The 23,790-nt window shown below is 52.3% G+C and carries 22 protein-coding genes; 10 read left to right on the top strand and 12 right to left on the bottom strand.

Annotation, left to right across the window (positions count from 1 at the left end; translation table 11 throughout):
• Positions 1-288 precede the first annotated feature (288 nt).
• On the bottom strand, positions 289-756 hold the full coding sequence (locus tag MHI45_RS20195; RefSeq protein WP_341119337.1) for an Hsp20/alpha crystallin family protein: 468 nt from the start codon (positions 754-756) through the stop codon (positions 289-291).
• A 198-nt stretch (positions 757-954) separates the two neighbouring features.
• Positions 955-1,509 (bottom strand): GNAT family N-acetyltransferase, encoded by a 555-nt coding sequence (locus MHI45_RS20190; protein ID WP_076113910.1) that lies wholly within the window; start codon positions 1,507-1,509, stop codon positions 955-957.
• Between the two features lie 105 nt (positions 1,510-1,614).
• Between MHI45_RS20190 and pdxR the strand changes: the two genes are divergently transcribed.
• On the top strand, positions 1,615-3,033 hold the full coding sequence (gene pdxR, locus MHI45_RS20185) for a MocR-like pyridoxine biosynthesis transcription factor PdxR (protein WP_076113909.1): 1,419 nt from the start codon (positions 1,615-1,617) through the stop codon (positions 3,031-3,033).
• 199 nt (positions 3,034-3,232) lie between these two features.
• On the opposite strand, the gene MHI45_RS20180 is transcribed toward pdxR, so the two are convergent.
• Positions 3,233-4,192, bottom strand: a complete 960-nt coding sequence (locus MHI45_RS20180; RefSeq protein ID WP_340895359.1) for a helix-turn-helix transcriptional regulator — start codon at positions 4,190-4,192, stop codon at positions 3,233-3,235.
• Positions 4,193-4,332: 140 nt separating this feature from the next.
• Between MHI45_RS20180 and MHI45_RS20175 the strand changes: the two genes are divergently transcribed.
• Positions 4,333-4,758 (top strand): VOC family protein, encoded by a 426-nt coding sequence (locus MHI45_RS20175; protein WP_341119336.1) that lies wholly within the window; start codon positions 4,333-4,335, stop codon positions 4,756-4,758.
• Between the two features lie 111 nt (positions 4,759-4,869).
• Here the strand turns inward: MHI45_RS20175 and MHI45_RS20170 are convergent, their stop codons facing one another.
• On the bottom strand, positions 4,870-5,337 hold the full coding sequence (locus MHI45_RS20170; RefSeq protein WP_341119335.1) for a L,D-transpeptidase: 468 nt from the start codon (positions 5,335-5,337) through the stop codon (positions 4,870-4,872).
• A 542-nt stretch (positions 5,338-5,879) separates the two neighbouring features.
• Here MHI45_RS20170 and MHI45_RS20165 point away from each other — a divergent pair.
• From MHI45_RS20165 to MHI45_RS35215, 4 genes are all read left to right on the top strand, one after another.
• Complete coding sequence (locus tag MHI45_RS20165) at positions 5,880-6,686, top strand: DNA-binding protein (protein WP_341119334.1); 807 nt, start codon at positions 5,880-5,882, stop codon at positions 6,684-6,686.
• Between the two features lie 13 nt (positions 6,687-6,699).
• The gene (locus tag MHI45_RS20160) at positions 6,700-6,849 is read left to right on the top strand and encodes a hypothetical protein (protein ID WP_179091859.1); all 150 of its coding nucleotides are present in this window, start codon (positions 6,700-6,702) and stop codon (positions 6,847-6,849) included.
• A gap of 177 nt (positions 6,850-7,026) precedes the next feature.
• Entirely contained in the window at positions 7,027-7,524 is a 498-nt protein-coding gene (locus MHI45_RS20155) for a hypothetical protein (RefSeq protein WP_341119333.1), read from the top strand.
• Between the two features lie 89 nt (positions 7,525-7,613).
• Positions 7,614-7,703, top strand: a complete 90-nt coding sequence (locus MHI45_RS35215; protein ID WP_368665128.1) for a putative holin-like toxin — start codon at positions 7,614-7,616, stop codon at positions 7,701-7,703.
• Positions 7,704-7,917: 214 nt separating this feature from the next.
• On the opposite strand, the gene MHI45_RS20150 is transcribed toward MHI45_RS35215, so the two are convergent.
• The 6 genes from MHI45_RS20150 to MHI45_RS20125 all read right to left on the bottom strand — a co-directional run bounded on the left by MHI45_RS20150 (position 7,918) and on the right by MHI45_RS20125 (position 15,294).
• Positions 7,918-8,820 carry a DNA-3-methyladenine glycosylase family protein gene (locus tag MHI45_RS20150; RefSeq protein WP_083675908.1) on the bottom strand — a complete coding sequence of 301 codons (903 nt, stop codon included), beginning with the start codon at positions 8,818-8,820 and terminating at the stop codon, positions 7,918-7,920.
• The gene (locus tag MHI45_RS20145; RefSeq protein WP_076113902.1) at positions 8,801-9,367 is read right to left on the bottom strand and encodes a methylated-DNA--[protein]-cysteine S-methyltransferase; all 567 of its coding nucleotides are present in this window, start codon (positions 9,365-9,367) and stop codon (positions 8,801-8,803) included. The genes MHI45_RS20150 and MHI45_RS20145 overlap by 20 nt, the downstream gene beginning before the upstream one ends.
• Positions 9,342-9,935 (bottom strand): bifunctional transcriptional activator/DNA repair enzyme AdaA, encoded by a 594-nt coding sequence (locus MHI45_RS20140; protein ID WP_076113901.1) that lies wholly within the window; start codon positions 9,933-9,935, stop codon positions 9,342-9,344. Before MHI45_RS20140 ends, MHI45_RS20145 begins: the two co-directional genes overlap by 26 nt.
• 684 nt (positions 9,936-10,619) lie before the next feature.
• The gene (gene kdgT / locus MHI45_RS20135; protein WP_076113900.1) at positions 10,620-11,624 is read right to left on the bottom strand and encodes a 2-keto-3-deoxygluconate transporter; all 1,005 of its coding nucleotides are present in this window, start codon (positions 11,622-11,624) and stop codon (positions 10,620-10,622) included.
• A gap of 163 nt (positions 11,625-11,787) precedes the next feature.
• The gene (locus tag MHI45_RS20130) at positions 11,788-12,720 is read right to left on the bottom strand and encodes a tripartite tricarboxylate transporter substrate binding protein (protein WP_231578447.1); all 933 of its coding nucleotides are present in this window, start codon (positions 12,718-12,720) and stop codon (positions 11,788-11,790) included.
• 255 nt (positions 12,721-12,975) lie between these two features.
• On the bottom strand, positions 12,976-15,294 hold the full coding sequence (locus MHI45_RS20125) for a helix-turn-helix domain-containing protein (protein WP_076113899.1): 2,319 nt from the start codon (positions 15,292-15,294) through the stop codon (positions 12,976-12,978).
• A gap of 181 nt (positions 15,295-15,475) precedes the next feature.
• Here MHI45_RS20125 and MHI45_RS20120 point away from each other — a divergent pair, with 181 nt between their 5' ends.
• The 3 genes from MHI45_RS20120 to MHI45_RS20110 are packed head-to-tail and all read left to right on the top strand — an operon-like array spanning position 15,476 to position 20,272.
• Positions 15,476-17,110 carry an SWIM zinc finger family protein gene (locus MHI45_RS20120; RefSeq protein ID WP_076113898.1) on the top strand — a complete coding sequence of 545 codons (1,635 nt, stop codon included), beginning with the start codon at positions 15,476-15,478 and terminating at the stop codon, positions 17,108-17,110.
• On the top strand, positions 17,107-20,145 hold the full coding sequence (locus MHI45_RS20115; RefSeq protein ID WP_076113897.1) for a DEAD/DEAH box helicase: 3,039 nt from the start codon (positions 17,107-17,109) through the stop codon (positions 20,143-20,145). The genes MHI45_RS20120 and MHI45_RS20115 overlap by 4 nt, the downstream gene beginning before the upstream one ends.
• Positions 20,138-20,272, top strand: a complete 135-nt coding sequence (locus tag MHI45_RS20110; RefSeq protein ID WP_256718257.1) for a hypothetical protein — start codon at positions 20,138-20,140, stop codon at positions 20,270-20,272. The genes MHI45_RS20115 and MHI45_RS20110 overlap by 8 nt, the downstream gene beginning before the upstream one ends.
• Before the next feature lie 24 nt (positions 20,273-20,296).
• Here MHI45_RS20110 and MHI45_RS20105 read toward each other — a convergent pair whose 3' ends face one another.
• Positions 20,297-21,091: a hypothetical protein gene (locus tag MHI45_RS20105; protein ID WP_076113896.1), complete on the bottom strand. Its 795-nt coding sequence runs from the start codon at positions 21,089-21,091 to the stop codon at positions 20,297-20,299.
• Positions 21,092-21,797: 706 nt separating this feature from the next.
• On the opposite strand from MHI45_RS20105, the gene hflX reads away from it, so the two are divergent.
• Positions 21,798-23,066 carry a GTPase HflX gene (gene hflX / locus MHI45_RS20100; RefSeq protein WP_076113895.1) on the top strand — a complete coding sequence of 423 codons (1,269 nt, stop codon included), beginning with the start codon at positions 21,798-21,800 and terminating at the stop codon, positions 23,064-23,066.
• Positions 23,067-23,582: 516 nt separating this feature from the next.
• Here the strand turns inward: hflX and MHI45_RS20095 are convergent.
• Positions 23,583-23,783, bottom strand: a complete 201-nt coding sequence (locus tag MHI45_RS20095; protein ID WP_076113894.1) for a hypothetical protein — start codon at positions 23,781-23,783, stop codon at positions 23,583-23,585.
• Positions 23,784-23,790: the final 7 nt, after the last annotated feature.

The raw sequence follows: 23,790 nt of genomic DNA, 5'->3' as shown, positions 1-23,790 counted from the left end.
TGCTGCTGCTTTACCTTGTCTCTGCTGCTGCCCACGGGGGATATACTCTCAGAAAAGACGCACCATAGCCGGAAATCCCACTACAATGCGCCTTCTATGGTTACTGCTATATGAAAAGCCCGGTGAAGCCGCTGCAACTGCAGGGATCAGAGGGGCATGCGGCATAGGCCGCCCTGCCCGGAACCCCTTTTTACACAGCTCATTCTTCCAGGCTTGAAAGTCTCACTTTACCTTCTATCCGCGTGCGGGACTCTCCAATTTCCCCGGATGTTATAGCCCTGGAATATGTTACTGAAGCTGTTCTCCCGATGAACCATTATCCTGGATCTCAATGCGTTTGCCCTGAGATTTCTGCTGCTTCGGTACTTCCAGCGACAGCATGCCGTCTTTCAGGGAAGCCCGGATTTCATCTTCGGCAATATCCTGCACATAGAAGCGGCGCACATACTCCCCGTACCGGCGTTCTCTGCGCACTACCTGATGTTCTTCGTTCTCTTGAGCATTCTCTTCCTTGCGTACCGCTTTGATCGTCAAATAAGGACGGGTATAATCAATGTCGATTTCCTCTTTTTTGAAGCCGGGAAGCTCGGCCTCGATCAGATAGGCCTGACCGCTCTCGCGGATATCCGTCCGGAAGGACTGGGCAGCGCCGGTCATCGGGGCAAAAAATTCATCATTAAACACATCGTTTAAAGACTTAGCCAGCACACCAAACACATCATCTCTGCGTTTTCCAAAAGGCACCAAATCAAACATGATCCATTCTCCTCTCAATGTCTTGAATTTTGAACTCAATTTTGACTTTGACTTTATTTGACCTTATGGCTTTATTATAGTCCGTCTCCCGCTGGATGACAAAACCGGAATAAGCCGAAAATCCGGCAAATCCCGGCGTTTCGGCTTATTTTATATTACAAATTTTAGCTTTTTTAATTATTTGACCTTATTTGACCTTTATCGTAAATAACGCTCCCGGTGCTCCTGCTCCAGCATGCCCATCTTGATCACATCATGGTATTCATGGTTATAAAAAAGCGCCTCCCGCTGCACGCCCTCCCGGACAAATCCGATGCTCTCATATACATGAATAGCACGGCTGTTGTAGCTAAAGACCTCCAGTTCGATCCGGTGCAAATTCAGAATCCCGAAGCCATAGTCCAGCATAAGCAGCAGAGACTCCCGGCCGTAACCCTGTCCCTGATGTTTCCCTTCGCCGATGGCGATCCGCAGATTCGCATTCCGGTTGTTCCGGTCGATATCCTGAATCGCAATGTCGCCGATCACCTCGTCATTCTCCTGAAGGGCAATCAGCAGAAGCACTGCGCTGTCATCCCCGGCTTTTCGCTCAATATACCCCGCGATCTGTTCCTTGTTGATATGCTTCTGGGTGCCTGTGAGGTAGCGGGTCTCCTTATCGTAGAACATGTGGTAGTACAGTTCGGCGTCTTCCCCGTTAAGCGGACGCAGATACACTTTGTCTCCATTTAATAACCCGGACTGCTTGTTCATTGCTGCCAACTCCTGTCTCTTAGTGTAGCTCTATGATATTGCAATACTGTATACTATAAAATAGACAAAATCATTCAATTTCAAAGGACAGATGGAGAGGATAATATGCTGCTTGTCCCCGCTCTCAGCGAGAACCATGAAGTTCCCTACTTTATTCAGCTATATCATTATTTCAAAAAAGAAATCATCAGCGGCTCCTTGCCGGCCGGTACCCGTCTGCCATCAATTCGTGTGTTTGCCGCCCAGCTAAGCCTCAGCGCTACACCGGTCGAGCTTGCTTACCAGCAGCTGCTGTCCGAGGGCTTCATCGCAAGCAAGCCGCGCAGCGGCTATTATGTTCAGCCTATGCATATGTTCAGCGGGCTGACAGCCGCCGCAGGCGCTCCGCCGCTGCCCAGCCGCCCGATAACAGCCCGCGACTCCCGGCCGTATGCTTATGATTTCCATATGTCGAAAAACGACTTTTCCCTGTTTCCCCACAAAATATGGCGCAGCCTCTATCAGGAACAGCTCGCCAACCCTGATCTGCTGCAATATGGCGATCCGCAGGGTGAGCCTGCCCTCCGCGAGAGCATCGCCGCCCATTTGCGGCAATTCCGCGGGCTTCGCTGTACGGCGGAGCAGGTTGTAATTGGCGGGGATCAATATACGCTATGTTCTCTGCTTTGCCTCATACTGCAGGGCAGCAGCAAACGGCTCGGCATTGAAGATCCGGGCTATCATCTGCTGCCGGCAGCATTCCGCAGGCACGGATTTGAGATGATTCCCATTCCTTTACAGGAAGACGGAATAGATGTGGAGAAGCTCTATACCAGCAGGGCCAGCAGCGTGTATATCTCGCCTTCCCACCAGTTCCCCAGAGGCATGACCCTGCCGATCGCCAAACGCCACGCCTTGCTGGACTGGGCCCGTTCAACGGACAGCATAATCATTGAAGACGACTACGACGGTGAGTTCCGCTATCACGGAAGGCCGATTCCCGCACTGCAGGGACTTCTGGAAGACAGCCCCGTAATCTACATGTGCAGCTTCGCGCAGTCTCTAGCCCCTGCCCTTAGCATTCACTACATGGTTCTGCCGAAAGCACTGCTGCCGCTGTATCACCATTTGGCGAGGGAGCTGTATCTGGAGCATTCAGCCTCCCGGCTGAATCAGATCGCGATGCATTATTTTATGGAAAGAGGGCATTTCGAGAAGCATCTGCGGAGAATGCGGCTGCTCTACCAGAAAAAACATGACCTTCTCCTCCGCTCCATTCAGCGCTATTTCGGAGACCGGGCAGCCGTAAGCGGAAGGGACGCCGGATTTCACATTCTGCTCACACTGAAATCCGGCGGCAGTGCACGGCAGCTTGCGGCTGTGGCAGAAAAGGCCGGCATTCGGGTTACCCCGATGTCTTATACCTGGTGGGAGCAGCCCGAAAACGATGACCCTGAGTTTATCCTTGGATTCGGGGGCATCCCTGAAAACCTGATCGAAGAGGGAATCCGCCGTCTGGCTGAGGTATGGCTGCCCTTGATTTAACGAAGTTATTCAGCAGACCATTCAGGAAGGTGAATCCCAAGGACCCTTAACCATTACCTTGGCTCGGACAGACCGCTGCCGGCCGGAAGGCTCCTTTGACCTGGCGGATAAGCAATTCATCCGCATGACCAAATAGCGAAGTTAATCCCCCGGCCCGCTGGGGTACGCTAATCCCCGGAAACAGCCGCAGCATTTCCTGTCAGCTGTATTTCTTCAGCATTTCGGCAAGCATACCCTTTAGTTCCTCCACCAGCTCCGGCGGTTCGTGGACCGTTGCCCCATTTCCGAGCCCCATAACAAATCTGGCAAAAAAGCGCAGATCGCTTCCAGGTACCTTGCCTTCCAGCCATCCGGTCCCGTCTTCACGCCTATGCAGCAGGGATGCCGACCACAGCTCGGCCTCACAGCTCTGGACCCCCGCTTTCCCAAGCTCTACGTGAAGTTTGACCCGTTCCTCTTCAGGCACCTGCTCCATGGCGCTGTAAATCTCCTTATTTCCCAGGTGGATATGCCGCAAATCCAGCGGCGCTAACCCCGAATGGTCATAGTCCGCCGAATGGATCCGGTCGCAGCGGAACACACGGATATCCCCGCGCACAAAACAATAAGCCGGGCAGTACCATAAGCCGCTGCTGGCATAAATGCCGACAGGCTGTATCGCTCTGCACGACTGCTGCCCTTTGGATTCATAGTCGATCCGCAGCACTTTCTGATCGGTAGCCGCCTCCAGCAGGATCGACAAATAAGGAAACTCTGCCTGCCTTGACGGAGTCACGAAATCAATCCGGTTCTTCATCTCATCAATCCGGTCGCGGACATCACCGGACATATAATTATAAAATTTGTGCAATGCTGATAGGGACTCTTCTTTAAAGGGCAGATACTGATAGTGGCGCAAGGCATGGCTGGCAAAAAAAATCGCCACCGCCTCCGCTTCCGTAAAAGCAATCGGCGGAAGAATCCGCTCGTTCAGCACCTGATAACCCCCGTGGGGGCCTACTTCGGAATACAGCGGCACCCCAAGCTCGCCAAGCTCCTGTAAATCCCTCAGAATCGTCCGTGTAGAGACCCCGAATTCGTCTGCCAGCTCCCTGACGGTAAACTTCCGCCTGCGGTTGACGGTCATCATCAGGTCCAGCAGTCTTTTCGATTTGGACATGCGCCAGCCTCCATTCAGATGATTTGAAATTGGCTTCATTCACTTTTCTATTCATGACAATACTTGTCACCATTATAGACTACAATGAAATCAAAGCCCAGCCGCAAAGGGCAAATACAGCTTGAAGGAGCGAATTAGAAATGAGTATCCAATTAAATCCTTTTATCCTGCTTGACGGTACGGCAGAGGAAGCCATTGCTTTTTATCAGGAGAGCCTGGGAGCAAAACTACAGTTTAAGCAAACCGTGGGACAAGGCCCGCAGAATCCGGATTCACCATTGTCGGACGAAGAAAAAGCGCGTATCGCCCATTCTGTCCTGAGTGTGGGAGACACGGATTTTTTTGTAGCCGATCTTGACATCGGACAGGTGCTGCAAACAGGCAACGGCATCAACATCTGCCTTTCGACGGAGGACGCCGGGGAAGCGGAACGATTATACAACACCCTTAAGGAAGGCGGGCAGGTTGACTTAGAACTGGGTCCGGTCTATTTCAGCCCGGCCTACGGCATGATCACCGACAAGTTCGGTGTAACCTTTCAAATCTTCACCAAGCGGCCACGGTAAAAAAACAGGCCATGGCTCCTGCCCTTCCAAAGGCAGGCAGCCATGGCCTGTATCTGTATTTAAGTGCCCCGTTTGAAACGGCTTGAACAAATGTTGATTTTGTTCCTTAGATTAAACTTCCGCGATAGTAACCTTTCCAGTACCGCCGCCTAATGTGGATAGAACATAAATCAAGCTGTTTTGGTCCTCATTCGAAAGTCTTACGCAACCATGTGTCGGACGTAGTGGATAAGAAGGGGCACCTGTATCTGCTGGATCTCCACCATGAATCCATAGACCTGAGCGGCCATTTTGTTCTGCAATTAACGCATTGCCACTAACAGGGTCCATTATGATATATTTCGACGGGCCATAAGAACGTTTATTTTTAACCGTTTGGGGCATTGGCTCTTTCGAGATTGTTGCTGAATATACCCCGGTTGGTGTATGTCCGTCAGTCTGAGACCAAGGATAACCGTATTCTGAGCGGCCAAGTGCTTGTACAGGACCAAATACTAAAGCCCCGCTATCATTATACATTTTCAGTGAACCCAATTTTGTCCGGTTTGCGTTCAAGTTAACCCGAATGTGGTATCCCATTTATAAAACCTCCAATTTTTTTTGAAGGATTAGCTGATGGAGTGGCAGAGGCTAATAGATAACTCCATATCATTGTGCTCTGCATCAACCGCCTTCTATTAATAGGGAGTTAGAGGAGGAGGATTTACAACCACGGATTACTAATTATCAACTTTATTTGGAAAATATTATTTATTCTCAAGTCTAATCCTGAATATACAACTTTGATTATATCTGTGACATAAACTCCGTTTTATTCAAGAGATGTCTCTTTTAGAGGTGTCTCTTTTCCTTTATAGATATAACTTATTCAGACGTAGCTTTGTTTCGATATTGCAGCGTCTGAGCTTATCTCAAGCGTTTTTGTATGACGCATATCGGACGTCCTGCATATTTTCCATATAATGAATTTTTTTGTATAAAAATACCTTTAAGTGTGACATGGGTCACTTACTAGTATGGGTGAAATAAAGAACAATGATTAGACAAAGAAATTCTAATTTTGTATTTTGTGGAATAAATGGAGAAACTTTTTTTCGCTTTTTACGGAAGGATGGATCATATTGGAGTTGGATCTTAACGGGATCAATGCTGATTCATTGGTTCAGATGCTACGGGCATCATTTACCCTTGAAAATTGGGACGGTATCCTCCAAATCGCCGATAGGCTATACAGCGAGATTAATCAATTCTACAGCATATATCAGCGGGAGCATGCCGACGGCCAGAAGGTGTGCAACTTCGGATTAAAACGAAGCATCGTCTATTACTTCGGCTATTCTATGTGTTTGAAAGGAATCGCGCTTGAGAAGCTGGGCCGATATGACGAGGCGAGAGAGTGCATCTCGAAGTATGAGGATTTGGGATGGATTAACGGTATGAACGCCGAGGGCTGTGCCGAGGTTGAATATTATCGTGAAATTGCCCTAGCTAATCTGCACGTGATCGAACTGAACGAGGGGAACACCACCGCGCTTCCGGATTACCTGGTTTTCCTACGACATAACGAAGAAGAAATCCTGCCAGGCATGATATACATCCTGGAGTCAGCAATCAAGCATAAGTACAACGTCGATGAGGTGCTGATCGAGTTCAAAGAGCAGATCGACTCGATGGGGGAATACTACATAACAAAAAGGAACATCCGGTATTACATAGATTACATTTATTTGAAAGCGAAATATTATTACATAAATGGAAATATATATGATTCTATAAATTCGCTTCTATATTCTTTGGCATCATCAGTTAAGCTTAAAGATGATACAGGGTTCCGTAAGTCAGCGGTTCTCTTTGAGAAACTCCGAAATCAAACAACTTCCGGGCAACTGGACGAGTACCTCTGCTTGATGGAACAAATACTAGACTAGGGAGGATTTCAAAATGAAGAAAAAAATGTTTACGCTCATCTTTATTGTGGTCGCTTTGGTAAGTGTTAATGCTGCTCTTGTCAGCGCGGACGCAGGATCCACCGGCACGGATAAGATTGCAAGCGGCGGCATCGTACCGCTGCGCCACGGGGTAGACCATTAAATAAATCAATAGCCGGACGAGCCTCTGCAAACTCTGCAGAGGCTTTTTCATGAGCGTGTAAAAAAGTATGGGGCTATCAAAGCTGGTCTTATTTCCATTGATCACGGTTAACTGCCGGATTACCTTTACCGATAAATAAACCATTGTATAGTAAATAGCTAATATGGAGGATTAAAAGTGAAAAAGTACTTTGTTGGTTTTATTGCTGGGATCGTCCTCACATTGTCATCAACAGTGTTTGCGGATGATATAAGTGAATTAATTGGAAAAAAGGTTGAAGGAACCGCTAAGGTTAATCTAAATGGTAGCGTTATAGGATCGGCAGTAATTATTAATGGATCAACTTATGCTCCAATTAGAGTAATTGGTCAAGCTACCGGTCTAGATGTCGGATATGAAAAGGGAGTGGTTAGGTTAAATTCGCCAGACATTTCTGAAACGCCCAAGAAAACTGCGGATGTATTAAATGCGGAAATAGCTCTATACCAATCAACTCTACAAAATACAAAAGAAGCAGTTAAAAAAATAAAAGAAAACATAGCATCTAGAAAATATACAGGTGACGAATTAACTTACCTGCAGATTGATTTAGAACGTGCGCAAAAAATGATTCCCAAAGACGAAGCAAAGATAGCCGAGCTTGAGGCCCAACTCGCTGAACTGCAGGGACAATAAATAGACCGTACCCGTGTAGAGTACGGTCTGCTATAATAATCCAGTACAATGGCATAAGGGCGGTCGGCTAGTCTCCCGGAAGGGAGGTGATGCCTGTGGAGATAAAAGATGCGTTAACGTTAATGATCCAGTTTGCAATGTTGATGATCCTCATTTTATCCTTCAACAAAAAGAAGTAGACCGCCCATCTTGGTAGGGTGAGCGCGATCTACTTCTCCGTTGCCTTATACCAAGGCCGTCCGCTCTTATCGCGGATTGTACACTGGAGTCGTGTTGACGCACGGCTCCTTCTTTAATTGTATCTTAGCATATCGGTTTTTATACAACAAGGTGATACAAAAACAACCCAAAACTATTGACCGATTAGAATACTCGTTCACAGGCAGCGGATAGTCAATACAGCGCACGCCACAAATAAAATGTGGCATAGGCTTCCCAGCCGTGCCAGGGTACCGACAGTGCCAGCAGTTCCGCCGGGGTCGGCTTTCTATCCATGCCGGTGAGGAACTTCACCGCATTCTGCAGGCCGACATCTCCTACGGGGAAGGCAGTGGCGTCCCGCAGGCAGCGCATCCGCACATACTGCGAGGTCCACAGACCGATTCCCCGGATCTTCAGCAGCCGCTGCTCGGCGGCTTCAGGGGACGGCAGGGCCAGCAGCTCCTCCCGGCTCAATTCACCACCGGCGATCAGTGCAGCCACATCCAATAGGGTCCGCGCTTTGCTGCGGGTCAGCTGCAGACTACAGAGTTCTTCCATCGAGACCTGTAGAAACGTCTCAGGCCCCGGAAAATGATAATAAGTATGCCCTTCATATTCCAGCGACTTCCCGTATTCAGCGGTGAGTTGCTGCTTCAGCCTGTAGGCAAAAGCCAGATTGACCTGCTGGCCAAGAATAGCCCAGCATAAAGCCTCGAACAGATCGGGGATGCCGATGATCCGCAAGCCCCGTTCACTCGCCGCGAGCTTCTGCAAGAGCGGGTCTGCGTCAGCCAGCCGGTAGAACGGTGCAAGATCGCGTTCCAGATCGAACCATTCCACGATATACTGCGCCAGTTCCGCCAGAGGTTTCGGGCCGGGAAAAGCACCGGTCAGCAGTGTGGCTTGTAGACGCGGCGTACCGGCTGCAACCGTCAGCCTGACCAGCGACGGCGTTCCTTCCAGCATGAACAGCCGGGTAACCCCTTCCCCATCGGAACGGAACAGGCATTCCAGCGGCGAGCGGTTCATGTATTCCAGACATGCGGGCAAGTCAAAAAACTCCGGCAGCGGCAGCTCAAAAAGCAAATCGTTCATGTCCCGCCGCCCCCACATTCGTAATGCCTTCCAATTTTAGCAGCTCCTGCTTCAGCTTGAGGCCGCCCCGGTATCCGGTTAGTGTGCCGTTCGTGCCGATGACCCGGTGGCAGGGCAGCACGACCGGCAGCGGATTTTGTCCGTTAGCCGCACCCACCGCGCGGACTGCCTGCGGTCTTCCGATGCTTACGGCAAGCTCCTTGTAGGTCACTATTGCACCATGCGGAATACCGGCCAGCCCCATCCAGACCTCCTGCTGAAACGGGGTGCCCCAGAGATCCAAAGGGATACTGTTGAAGCTTATAGGCTCTCCGTTAAAATAACTCTCCAGAAGCTTCGTGGCCCCGAATTGATCGAAGATGCCAGCGTCCTCGCTGAACTGATGTGACGGTGCATAGGTTTTCAGCCACGATGCCGGAAGCACGCCTTGATCCTCCTGATAAGATATCCGGATTAGCCCCTTCTTGCTGGCCCACAACGTCCAGTCTCTATTCCCAACGTTGAGGGTATGATGGAAAATCTCAATGGTCTTGAGTGTCTGGGTCATGCTGGATTCCTCCTTTGAACTCTGTACGATATTCTGTCGGCGCAAGGCCGGTCTTCCGCGCAAACCATGCGGCAAAATGGGACGGTCCCTGAAAGCTGACCGCCTTGCCAACCTCAGCAATGGCGAGCCCGGTGTCCGCGAGCAGTCCGCTTGCTTTCTCCAGCCGCAGCTGGTCCAGCCTCGCGGCAGGAGACTGGCCGGTTACCCGCTTATAGGTTCTTTGCAGGTGAAACGGGCTGACTTTCAGCTGTTCAGCCAGTGACTGCAGCGTCAGCTTCTCTCCATAACGTTCTGCCATAACGGCATCTGCCTGTGCGGCAAGCACCGCGTCGGGTCTTAGCCTGCCGCCTTCCTCGGGGCGGCATCTTTTGCAGGGGCGGAAACCTGCCCTTGTCGCCTCCTGCAAAGAACCGTAAAAAACCACATTGCCCGCCTTCGGCGTTCTTGCCCGGCAGGAAGGGCGGCAGACAATATGTGTAGTCAACACCGCTGTATAATAAACCCCGTCATAGGTTGATTCCCGCTTGACTACCGAATCATAGACCTGTTCGAATAATGCCTGATCCATATGAAATCACCTCATACCGCCAGTATAAACGATTGCTTTGGCCTTATGCAGCCTATCGCAATAGGAGAGCAAGATTACGACAGTGAAGACCTATGCAACCGGGCTCTGACCAGTCCACCATACCGCGCGATATGCGCACAGGAGAGCAAGATTACGACAGTAAGACCTTTGCAACCAAGAATCTGACCAGTCCACCATGCCGCGCGATATGCGCACAGCGGTCCACTTCGGCCAGAAGGAAGCTTTCAACGCTGCCGGACTGGAGAGACGCTATTTATAGCAGAAAAGCCCCCTTTCATGCCCGGCGGACTGCAGTGTCGTTATTTCCTGTTTCCTGTGACAATTAGACAGTTTTTGTGAAAATAGCGGCGCTGAGGTCCGTTTCGCCCCCAATAAGACTGATTTTGCCGAAATAGGAGCGCTGGAGTCCGGTTGCTTCCACATGCCGGCTCATCTAAACCGGCAATCCAAGTGGAAACGGCTTTGCCGTCCTTTTTAAGGACGGTACCGTTTCAGCGAGAAATAAAAGGATAAGTTATCGTGTGAAACATATAAATTCTTATCTTTTAAAAAAGGACCCTCCGGCACCGCCTATTAGGCGTCCGGAAGATCCCAGCATGTTGAAGCTAACCTTAGCTTTAATAATCATCGACTATATAATATTTACGTTGTTATATGACGTAATTAGATTGCAGCTTTCTGAGTTTTCAGATCCACGGGGCCATCGGCAGCCGGGGGATTCTTTTTCCGCATATAGTCGGAATAGTATGCGGTAATGATCGGAACGAGAATAGAGGTGACAATGACGGAAGCCGCAACAAGTGCAGTGGCTGATTCTGCTGCCGGCAGGAGTTCAGGCTTCATATTGGCCACAAGCATCGGATTGGCTACGGCTGCTCCGGCGGTGCTGGAGGCGGCAAGTCCGGCAGTGCCGTTGCCGCCGCCGATAAACTTATCGGCCAGAATCAGCGGAATCCCTGTAATAATGATGACTACGATACCCAGCAGAATGCCGAGCAGTCCGGTATCTACGATGACTCCGAGGTCGATGGAGCTGCCCAGTGCGAAACCGAAGAACGGAATAAGTGTTTGTGTCGCTTTGCCAAAGTAGGTACGGAGATCATGATCCAGGTTGCCCAGAACAAAACCGATCAGGAAAGGAAGCACAGCACCCACAAAGACATGCGGTTCAAATACAGCTACCCCGGTGCTGCCCAAGATAAGCATCGTTACCAGCGGGCCGGATTCCAGTGACATCAGCACGAATGCGCCAGATTCTTCTTTGGTGCCATATTGCTGCATAATGGAAGCGTACAATCCGCCGTTAGTCATATCCATCGCGGAGATAATAGCCAGCACCGACAATCCGGCGAAGAAGCCGTTTTGAATGCCGCCCTCCGGCAGGAACTGGATCGCGATCAGGGCTATTACCCAGGCCACGGCAATTTTGGTCAGTACCAATGTACCTGATTTCCGCAGCACACTTCCTGTAGCGCGTACATCTATAGCCGCCCCCATACAGAAGAACCAAACCGCCAGAATCGGTACAGTCCCCGTCATCAGCCCTTTGGTGAAGCCGCCAAAATATTCGCCCGCATTCGGGAATGCGGTGTGAATAATCGCCCCGAGGAACAACGGCACCAGCATCATGCCGCCGGGAATTTTGTCCAGCGCTTTTTTAATTTTCATCTCTTATCAAACCTTTCATGTCATATTCTTAATTTTTGCATAAATTGATGATTTTACCTGAAGAAGGCGCAGCAAATCAGCCCCAAGACCTTACCTGTCCACTAAAGGTAAATCATCAATGAGCAGCAGATTCTGAGAAAATTTGCCTGACGGCGCTTTCATGTTACTTACGGCTTAGCCCTAGCTGCGGGATCATCCCGGAGAATAAATCGTCGCTTTCCTTTAATTGCTTGGAGAACGCTTTGCCGTCCGTGACCAGCAGCCCTAATCCGTTGATTTTCATATACTCGCGGAAGTCCCTGTCCTCTGTCCCTTTGATAAAGGCCCCGGCCAGCAGCTCGGCAATAGCGTCCGGCGTATCCTTCGGTACAGCAAGGCCCCTCCATGTACCTGTGAAATTGACATGTATCCCCGTCTCTTCCTCCAGCGTGGGTACGCCAGGCATTGCCTCCGATCGCTTATCGGCGTTGACCGCCAGTGTCCGCAGCTTCCCTTCATCCACATACTTTTTCACTTCGGCAGGGCTTACAGGCACTGCATCGACAAAACCGTCCATCAAGGCGGAGACGGCAGGGCCTCCCCCTTCAAAAGGAATATGCGCAAACTTCACACCGGTTTCCCGCTCCAATGTTACGGCAGCCAAATGCCAAATACTCCCCGTTCCTGCGTTCCCCATTTTCAATTCACCTGGATGCGCTTTCGCAAAGTCGAGAAACTCATTTACGGTTTGCCACGGCGCTTCGGCTCTTACGGTTATGGCGGAAGGATCAAAATTCGTTTGGGCGATCGGTTTGAACTTCTCATAGGTAATCGGAAGCAGTCCCAGATGCGGCAGGATAGTGAGCTCGGCAGGAAGAAATGTGACCGTATACCCATCGCCCTTGGCATTGGCACCCTCCATGAGTCCGACGGAACCTCCGCCGCCTGTACGGTTGAGCACGATAATCGGCTGGCCCAGTACCTTCTCTGTTGCTTTGGCTAAAGCTCTTGCTGTGGTATCCGTCCCTCCGCCCGCTGCATAAGGCACGATTAAAGTAATCGGTTTCACCGGAAAATCACCGCTTACATTCTCCCGGCTGTTATCGCTGGTTATCATGCGGTTTCCGGCCCATACCATCGTCAAAACCGCCAGGACGGATGCCGTCCAAATGCCTATTTTTGTTGTCCGTTTCAAGACCATCCCTCTTCCTTAATAATGACAATTGAGCCGCAGGCCACAATGGATCTACTGCCATGCGTGCGCCGCTTCACCCCCCAAATTTCTTCAATCACAGTCTCATTCACGAATCTGTGAAAGTTTTCTCAAATAGAACTTTAACGTAAACGGGGGGGTGCCATCAATCGTATAATCTTATTCTGAATCGTCAGAAACGCCGGAATGGCGCGGTTTTGGCCGATCTGCATATTCATTGGGATATTTGCTGCTCTCACGGAACTTGCCCGGGGTAACCGATTTGATCTTCCGGAAAGCACGGATGAAGCTGTTCTCATTCTGGTATCCGACCCGAAGCGCAATTTCGGCAATCCTCAGGCTGCTGCCTTGCAGCAGTTCACAGGCTTTATCTATTCTCAGGTTGGTCAAATAATCATATAGTGTCGTACCCGTCTCTTCCTTGAAGATGGTGCTTACGGAGGAGACGCCCATTTTGACATGGGCAGCGATATCCTGCAGTCCGATGTTATCCTGCAAATGAGACTCCATGTACCGGATCAGTTCCTGTACCATCAGATATTCTTTGGACTGTCTGTGCACTTCAAGCACACCTGACATATGGATAACAATACTGCAGAGCATTTCCTCAATATCGGACAAATCCATCGTCATCACTTGATGCCACGTATAATCCGCCAGCTCGGCTGGCAGCGGATGCCCCCCGGAAGTCGCCACATTTAGAATTTCTCCTATTAAATCGTCTACAACACGAACAACTTTTTGCGGCTGCACGGCTTTCTTGCGGGTATCAGCCGACCACTTGCGGACCCATTGCAGGGCAGTCGCAGCATCAAAAGACTTCAGCGCATGCAGCACTTCCAGCCTCCAGGCATCATCCGCCGCTGCGCCGCCTTCCTCATATTTGCTCTCCTTCGCCGAAAACTCACGGACATGACCGTAGCCTTCATATAGACGATAAGATAAAGCCAGCTCGGACTCCGAGTAGGACCGGGCTGCCTGTGAAATCGCAGAGACCGGTTCGCCGATGCCTATGGATACCGATATTTTTAAGACGTCGGACAGAATGGCAATCAGCTTACCGGCATCCTCGCGCAGATGGCCGCTGTTATCATCTTTGGGCTGCAGCAGTACCACGAGGTTGTCCTTCCGGGGAGTGGCCGTAACCGTCCGCCAGGCAGGCCCGAAGAACTCAAATACAATGTTGTTCATCGCATATTTAAGCAGCAGCTGATCCTCTTCCACATATGCGGAGGTCCACTTAGAATGGCGGTCTACAGAGATCGTCAGAATTACGAAGGGCCCTTCCTTCCAGCCTCCAAAGTAGTGCTCCCATTTCGTCAACGTCTCCTGCGTCCCGATGCTCCGGGTAATCAGATCGCTAACAAATTTGGACCTTAGCTCCGGCAGGCTCCATTCGGCCACCAGCGACTTGCTCTGAAAATCACCGACCAATTTGCCGATGACCGGCTCCAAATCATAAAGATTTCCATGACCGGCCAGCTTCTGGTCGGGCATCAGGAGTTTATTGATCCGCTTCAGCGGCCGGAATGCGGCAAAGCTGTAATAATAAATCGCGGAGCAGCCAACAGCGATCGAAATCAGCGAGAGCATCAGCATCATATTGCGCGCCGTCTTCACATTTTTCAGCAGCTGCTCCATCGGAACAAGGGAAATCAGCCGCCAGCCGGTGACATTCGAGAACGTCTGGTTCGCCATATAGGCTTTTCCTTGAAGCTTCACATGGGCAAACGGACTTACATCAATGTCCGACAGCACATTATTCATGTCCGCCAGAGGGAAAGGCAGATTGAGCTTGGGGTAAATCAGCTCTCCCTCCAGGTTATATACAAATTGATAGCTGGATAAATGGGTGTACATTTTGGAGAACAGCATGTCATAGTCCAGATCGATCAATACCGCGCCTGTGACGTCCCCGTTCCGGACAATCGGCCGGGCCAGCGAGAGCAGCTCCGTGCCGGTCAGCCGGGCATCCGTGCCGGTATATACTCTTCTTTTAATCAGCAGCGGCTTCTGTTTCATTTCATCAATCCATGAGTTCCAGGCATGCTCCGGTGCTTCTTCCCAGAGAGCTCTATACCCGTAACTGCTGGAGACGACGGAATGATCCCCGAACTTGATTACACTGATGGCATGGACATCCGGCTCCGTAGCGAGCGTCTTCAGGAAATTCTGCGGCTCTGCAGCCGCCAGCTCATTATCCGCCGGATTGGCATCCATATATTTAAGGACGGCCGGATGAAAGGCCAGATCGACCGCTTTATTATCAGATTCCCGGAATGCCCGGTTAGTCACATCCATGTTAATTTGCAGCAGCTCTACATTTGGCGTGTTCAGCTCAGTATCCAGCGCATTCCTATACTCTCTATAGGAGAACAGGCCAATTAGAGTAATTAATAGAGATACACTGAATGTCAGCATCAGAATCAGCCGGGTCTGCTTATTGTTCAGCAAGTATTTTAATTTAAATCGCAGCATGGGTGCAGCTTCATCCTTCCGCAGTTCGCTTAGTTCAGACCTTAGAGTAGCATGTTCGCCTATACGGCAATATGGAGCATGTCATATTCTTTAAGATTTTAGGGAGTTAAGGATAAGATCGTCACAAATGTTATAATGAGAAAATGAGTTAAGACCAATTTGCTACAGGAGACCAATTGCGATGCAGCGAAATTTCTACATGGCCGATCAGGAATGGGACAAGCTTATTTCGGACGTAGCCTATCAATTCAGTGACATCACCCTCAAGCGGGGATTTCAGTATTATAAGCAGGACCGTGTCCATGCGTTCAAAATGATCTCAGTCGGGAGCATTCTGGCGCTTGTGGAGGGCGGGGAAGACTACAGCGTAACTATTGAGCTGGATACCCTGTCCGCCAGCCGTTGCAGCTGCCCGGTACAGCATTCCTGCAAACATATGGCCGCTGTATTAATGAAGTATGCCGAGCAGCAGGGCCGGCTGGTGCATATGCTGGCCAATGCCAAGACGACCAGTCAATGGATCCGCAATCCGGTGGTCAAGGAGACTCCCGTTGCCGCTGGCTCCGCCCGCCGCAAGGAGCAGCTGGAGGAGCTGGCTGCCCTGGTTCCATCCGGAAATGTGGAGCAGTGGCGTGAATACTTAGCGCTGCTCACCGCACCGCTGGCGCCTACCGTGCGGAATTCCCAATACACCGACAGGGCGCTGGCGGCCATCTCCGAGGCCACTCCAGCGCTCCCTCCGGCCTCCGGGCTGTTATATAAGCTTCATGCCCATCTCTTTGTGCTGGAAAGCTTACTGAAACCGGCAGGCCCTCACGTCCCGGGAGCAGGTGCTTCTCTGGGTTATTATACCTCTGTTGCTGTCTCCGAGCTGCAAAAAGCGGTAACGGATCTCATGAAAAACAGCCTGCCGCTCGCCGCAGAGCCGGAAGCCTGGCCGCGGGTCAGCGAAACGCTGGCCTATCTGCGGCGGGAGATGCTGAATGAGCCGCGCGACCGTTCACGGGAACAGCCCTATTACTCCCTCTGCTACGATCTGATCTGGAGAGGCTGGATTGCACCGAATGCAAGCGGCCCGGCTATGTACCTGGAAGAGCTGGAATCGCTCCGCCAGACCGGCGAGGAAGCCGGCATATCACTCTCGCGCCACTCGCAGCAACTGGCGGAGAGCCGGATGTATTTCTATCTGAACGATGACAAAGGCGCCTGGGAGCTGCTTGGCAAAGCTTCCGAACGCCCGGGTCTCTACCCGGACGAGCTGATGAGCTTTCTGGCTCCCCTGGCGGAGGCCGGACATTGGTCACGCCTTGCTCTGTGGCTGGCCGAAATCGGCCCTCTGCTGACCAGCCGCCTATATAACCTGAAGAACTATGCCGGATACTGGGAGGAAGCCGTCCGCCGCCTGCCGGAGACCGAACCCCGGATGTGGGATACGCTGATCGACATGCTGCCGCTGTCCCGGGAGATTTATGAAGAAATGCTGCTGGATCACGGGCGCTGGCAGGAATGGATGGATTACCAGCTCTCCTCCGGCAAGGAACCCGCCGATTTCCGTGTCAGCGACCTCCAGCCGATCGAGAAAAACGCGCCGGAGCTGCTGCTCCCGTTCTATCATCAGGCGGCAGAACGGTTCGTGCTGGAGAAGAACCGGCACGGCTACAAAGCGGCTGTAAAACTGTTAAAGCGCTTGTCCAAGCTCTATAAAAAGCTGAAACGCGAGGAGCGGTGGGAACAATTTCTGGATTCCTTCACCTTCCGGTACAGCCGGCTTCGCGCACTGCAGGAAGAGCTGCGGAAAGGAAAGCTGATCCCATGAGCAAATATATGCGAAATATTACTGTCCAGCTTGCCTTAACCCAATATGGCGATGCGCTGATCTACGGGGTGGATGACAGGGATGATTATGTGCCCGGTGTTCAGCTTAAGCAGAAGCTGTTCTCCTGGCATGAGGAGTCTTTTTATGGAACGGAGTTAACGCTCCAGAACGCCGATGGGGTTGACCTTGTGGTTCTGCCTGCTGAGCAGGTCATCCCCTTCTTTGCGGAGCGCAGACTGCTGCGGCATGTCGGCTGGAGCTGGCAGGGCGACGCCGAACTGCTGACCGGGCTGGCGCCCGCCATCACCGGGCTGCTGGCGGAGAAGAAGTATGCGCCGAGCCTGTCCGCCTATCGCGAAGGCAAGCTGCAGTGGGACTGGGATGACAAGGCGCTGGAGCTGGCTGCGGAAGGCAGCGGGAGCGCACAGTCTGCCTTGCGCGGACTTACCGGGCGCCGGAACCTTGCGGACGGACTGCGTGCTGCCTTCTCGGCGGCGGTGTTCCAGCAGTATTACGGCACCGAGGCCGAAGCCGCAGACCTGCGCAGCGAATACCCGCTGCTGTTCAGCAGCAGCGCGGGTGCGGCAACTGCCGGCATGGACGACGACAGCTGGCTGATGTCTATCGGCTGGAAGGCGGACACGGCGCCGTTCCGGCCGGCCCTGCAATTGCTGGAGCCGGACGACGAGAAGTCGTACTGGCGGCTCCAGCTGCTCCTGCAGGACAAGCGCGATGAATCCGCGCTTGTGCCGCTGCGGCTCACCGGGGACGGCGAGCCGCATGGCCTGTGGCCGGCAGCGTGGACGCCCCACGTCCACGAGCGCGCGTCCGGGTGGCTGTCGCGCCTGCGCGAAAGCCTGGCCGGGGAGCACATCGGCCACGGGGACGATGTGCTTGGTGAACCGCTCAGCGACGGGGACGCCTGGCGGTTCCTGACCGTGGACAGCCGGCTGCTGCTGGAAGCCGGCTGGCAGGTGCTCCTTCCGGCGTGGTGGGAAGCCGCCAGCCGGAAGAAACCCCGCCTGCGCGCCAAGATCAGCTCCGGCGAGGGCAGCGGCAGCAGCGGCGGCCAGTCGCTGTTCGGGCTAAATGCGCTCGTCGATTTCGACTGGCGCATCTCCATCGGCGACGCCGAACTCTCCGAGGCGGAGTTCGCCGATCTGGTCGCACGCGGCGAGCGGCTCGTGCAGTTCAGGGGCAAGTGGATTCCGCTTGACCCCGCTCTGCTGGCCCAGATCCAGCGGGCCATGGCCGGGATGGACAAGTCCCAGGGCTTGTCCTTTCAGGATGTGCTCCAGCTGCACCTGCTGGGCGGCGGCGAAGAGCAGGACAACGAGGCGGCCGAGGCGGAGCAGGCGGAAGAGAATGCCGCCCGCTTCCGGCTGGAGGTCGAGCTGAACGAGCATCTGGTCCGGCTGATCGGCCAGCTCGGCCACCGCTCGGATTGGCCGAAGCCCGAGGTGCCGGCTGGCCTGCATGCCGAGCTGAGAAGCTACCAGCATGAAGGGTATGCCTGGCTTGTATTTCTGCGCCGCTTCGGACTCGGCGCCTGCCTGGCCGATGACATGGGCCTCGGCAAAACCGTGCAGCTGATCTCCTACCTGCTCCACTTGAAGGAACAGCAGGGCGAAGCCGGCCCATCAGCAATGGGGCCCGGGCGGCAGACCGACCCGCCGGACTGGCCGTCGCTGATTATCTGTCCGACTTCGGTGCTCGGCAACTGGCAGAAAGAGCTCCAGCGGTTCGCTCCGTCCCTGAACATCATGCTCCACTACGGAAGCAGGCGTCTCGATGCAGGTTACTTCTACGGCGCCGCTTCCCAGGCCGACGTGGTCCTCACCTCCTACGCCACGGCCGCGCTCGACCAGGAACTGCTCAAGCAGTTCACTTGGGCTACGGTTTGCCTGGATGAGGCGCAGAATATTAAGAATGCCGGAACCAAGCAATCTGCGGCGGTGCGCAGCTTCCCTGCCCTGCACCGGATCGCCCTGACCGGAACACCAATCGAGAACAAACTGTCCGAGCTGTGGTCGATTTACGATTTCATCACGCCCGGCTATCTCGGCAGTCCAAAAGCGTTCCAGGACCGGTTCGCGAATGCGATTGAGAAGGAACGCGATGCGGAGCGCACGGCGGATCTGCAGAAGCTTGTAAAACCGTTCATGCTGCGCCGCAAGAAGAAAGATCCGGCCATCCAGCTGGATCTGCCCGACAAAAACGAGATGAAAACCTATGTTCATCTCACGGCAGAGCAGGCCGCCCTCTATGACCAGAACGTAACCGGGCTGCTGGAACGGATGAAGCAGCTGGAGGGCATTGAGCGCAAAGGGGCGATTCTTGCTGCGCTGACCAGCCTCAAGCAGCTTTGCGACCATCCGATGCTGCTGACGAAGGAGGCGCTGCCTGATCCGGATGGCGAAGGCCAACTGGATACCACATCCCTGATTGAGCGTTCCTCGAAGCTCGAACGGCTGCTGGCGATGGTGCGGGAGCTGCGTGAAGAGAACGAACGCTGCCTGATCTTCACCCAATATGTCGGCATGGGCAAAATGCTGCAGGCCGTGCTTCGGCAGGAGCTGCAGGAGCCGGTCCTTTACTTGAACGGCAGCACGTCCAAAACGGCACGCGACCGGATGATCGAACAATTCCAGACGCCGCCGCAGGAAGGCGGGGATCTGCTTGCGGCAGGCCAGCTGCAGTCCGATCAGCCAAACGTCTTTATTCTTTCCCTCAAGGCGGGGGGCGTCGGCCTCAATCTGACAGCGGCCAATCATGTGTTCCACTTTGACCGCTGGTGGAATCCGGCTGTGGAGAACCAGGCCACCGACCGCGCCTACCGCATGGGCCAGACCAAGGATGTGCAGGTGCATAAATTCATTTCACTCGGCACGCTGGAGGAGCGTATTGATGAGATGCTGGAGAGCAAGCAGCAGCTCAGCGACGATGTGATCTCCGGCTCCGAGGGCTGGATTACCGAACTGTCTACAGATGCGCTGAAAGATCTGTTCACGCTGCGGCAGGAGTGGGTTGGCTAACCCGGCCCTCTCCTTTTTCCTTCAAGCTCTTGAAGCAGCAGGCATCACCTATAATGTGCAAAAAAAGAACATCTGCTGCATGCTGCATGCGCCGGTGTTCTTTTTGTATGCCCGGATTATGGAGTAAGACTGCTGTCCGGCGCAGCCAACCCTACCATTGCTCCGCCATTCTAAAGGTGGCTGCCAGATTATCCTCCCCGGCGAGCGAGCTGACCACAAGCGTTATCGCTTCCTCCTGAAGATCATAAAAAAGCTGCTGATTCAGAAGATTGACCACCACATCCTGATAAGCACCGGAAATCCCGGAGCCCAGGCCCTGCGTGATGACTCTGCCGCCCGTAACCGTCGAGCAGGTATAATTCACCTGCAGCGCCGTGTCATTTACGGAAATAGCGGTAGTCGGTGTCGGAAAATTAACAAAGCTGCCGTTAACGGTACCGCCGGCCACGATTTTGTAGCGGATGGGCGTTGACGCCAGAATTTCCACACCGTCAGGCCGGATCTCGGCGGCTACCCCTTCCGGAATCGTGAGCGCCCCATTTCTGCGGAAGCTGATTGCGGCGAAATCAGTACTGGTTACGGCGATGTTATCGCGAAACTCCGAGGTAATCCGGCTGACCGCAAGCTGCATCAGGCTGACCGGAAACCACTTTCCTCCACTGTCCACAAGAAAAATCTGAACACCCAGCTTTTCCTGAGAATAAGATACATTGAATTGAAAAAAGTTTTCGGTGATATTGTAGGTTTTGCTCACCACTTCCCTGTAGTTCACCTCGAACAATTCCTGGGCAAAGAGGGTTGCCGGACTTACATCATTGTTGAGGCCCGTTATATAGACCACTGCTTTGGCTGTTCCGCTATTTACAATTTTTATAACAGCCTGGCTGATCGGTCCTAAAACGCCGGTAGGATTCCTGGTGATTGTATTTGTAGTTAGAACTGCCATGGCTCATCCCTCCTTCCTATTAAGACAATTAGTATATTATATGCAGACAAGGTAGGAAGTTTCTGGTTGAATGGCAAGTGGCCAAAAAGCCGCAAATTCCAGAAGGTGCTTGCAAAGGATCAGGATTGCCATAAAATGACTGATGTGCTAAAATGAACACAACTTTTAGGAACGGAGGGTTGCAAATGAATGTGATAGATTATATCCGGATTCGTACTTTACGCGGCTAATCAGCTTTTAATAGCGCTAAAGCTCTGCCTTGTGCAGAGGACTCAGGATAGGTCTATCCATTTTTAAAGGCAACCCACAGCTTAACCCGGCGGACCGGGAACGCTCCGCCGCATTCGCCTTTAGAAATTTGCACAGCCATAGACAAGGAATTACCGCATGCACCAGCGGTGGAATAGGCAGCTATTCCCCTTTGCCGATGCTGGTTCTTTCCCTTTACCTTCTATGGTTATGCCCAGCTGGAAGAATCATTGCATTCTTTTATGATGCTCTTCCAGTCCTATTCTGTTTCCTCTACGATATTAAGCACAGGCCGCTGATTGCCTGTGCTTTTTTATGCTTTCGAAGCCAGTTTTTCACGAAGTCTATTCAGTGGGGTTATGCTCACAAAACTAGGTGTGTGCTTTCGAAGCCAGTTTTGCACGAAGCTTATTCAATGAGGTTATGCTCACAAAACTTTCAGGAGGCTGATAAATATATGGAATCCACACCACAACACGCAGTAATCGTCGGGGTTCAACTGCAGAATGAAACTAATTTCGCCTACGCCATGGAGGAGCTGCGCAATTTGGCCGCCGCCTGCAACATCAAAGTGATCGGGGAACTCAGCCAGAAAGCCAGCCGGATCAACCCCTCCCACTATATTGGCACAGGGAAGATTCAGGAATTGTCCCTTATGCTGGAGGATGAAGATACCCTTGTTATCTTCAATGATGAATTGACCCCTTCGCAGATCCGTAATCTGGAATCGTCGCTGGACCGCCAGGTGATTGACCGTACGATTCTAATTCTAAATATCTTCGCCGAACGGGCCAAAACCAAGGAGGCTCAGCTGCAGGTGGAAGTTGCCCAGCTGCAGTATATGCTTCCCCGTCTGACCGGAATGCGCGAGTCCCTCGGCCGACAAGGCGGCGGGGCGGGCCTGAAGAACCGGGGGGCCGGTGAAACCAAGCTGGAGTTGGACCGCAGAAGAATTGAGGAACGCATCTCGGCACTGCAGACAGAGCTGCAGACCCAGGTATCCAGGCGCCAGATTCAGCGGAAGCAGCGGCACAAGAATGAAGTCCCGGTGATCTGTCTTGTCGGTTATACCAACACCGGCAAATCCAGCCTGATGAATGTCATAGTAGAGACGTATCATCCGGGTTCAGGCAAGCAGGTATTTGCCAAGGATATGCTGTTTGCCACGCTGGAGACTTCGGTCCGCAGCATTAAGCTGCCCGACCAGAAAACGTTCCTGCTTACGGACACCGTAGGTTTTGTCAGCCAGCTTCCCCATCATCTGGTCAAGGCGTTCCGCTCCACACTGGAGGAAGTGACTGAGGCCGACCTGCTGATTCATGTCGTCGATATTTCCGATCCGCAGCATGAGCAGCATATGGCGGTAACTGCCGAGACCCTGAAGGCGCTGGGCGCAGACGGTATTCCAACGATCTATGCCTACAATAAGGCGGATTTGACGGACCAGCCCTATCCTGTTGTCCAAGAGAATTCTGTTATTCTTTCGGCTAAGCAGAACAGCGGAATCGCCGAGCTTACCGGGCTGATCCGGGGGCATGTCTTCAATGACTATATCCAGTGTGAAATTCTGGTTCCGTTCGATCGCGGCAGCGTCGTCTCGTACTTCAACGAGCATGCCCATATTCAGAAGATCAGCTATGAAGAGCAAGGCACAAAACTTCAGCTGGAGTGCAGAGCGGCCGACTATGAAAGATTCCGCGGGGATTTCATCGAGCTCCCGCAATAAAAAGGTGTACACAGAATAGGAGCTTGCCTCAGGTCCGGTGACCAGGGGCAAGCTCCTTTGTGGTTTAACTAAATACAGCTATGGAGGAGACAATTTTATATTATATTCGGTGTCCCTGATCAAATTTCACCTTGTGATGCGTATGACGTTGCCGCCCCGCTACCTCACTATCTTGCTACCTTGCTACCTTGCTACCTTGCTACCTTGCTATCTCGCTACCTTGCTACTTTGCTACTTTGCTACCTTGCTACCTTGCTATCTCGCTACCTTGCTATCTCGCTACCTTGCTACTTTGCAGCTCACGGATTCATTAGCGGGATTTACTGCCGCTATATAGAGATTACTCCGACAATCGAACACCTAACGGAAATTGTGCCCGCTAATATTTTACAAAAAGGCTTTATTGAAGAATAAGTCCATATTAGCGGCATGTATTCCCTGTATATCCCTCAAAAGGGCTGTCTGCACAAATATAGCGGGCATTTTTCCCGGTGCAATCATCATTTGCCGCTTTCCTCATGGATGCCAGTATCTTCGTTGAGGCTGCCTTCTCTGGAGATCAGCTGTACTCTTCCTCTTCCTCTTCCTCTCCCTCTCCTTCTCCTTCTCCTTCTCCTTCTCCTTCTCCTTCTCCTTCTCCTTCTCCTTCTTCTTCTTCTTCTTCTTCTTCTGCTGCTGCTGCTGCTGCTTCCTCTTCCTACTCTTCGCCCGCAGCATGCACTCC

This window comes from Paenibacillus sp. FSL H3-0321 (assembly GCF_038002865.1).
GTDB lineage: Bacteria > Bacillota > Bacilli > Paenibacillales > Paenibacillaceae > Paenibacillus_AQ.
The sequence above is the reverse complement of the archived record's forward strand: the minus strand, read 5'-3'. Positions and strand labels throughout refer to the sequence as shown.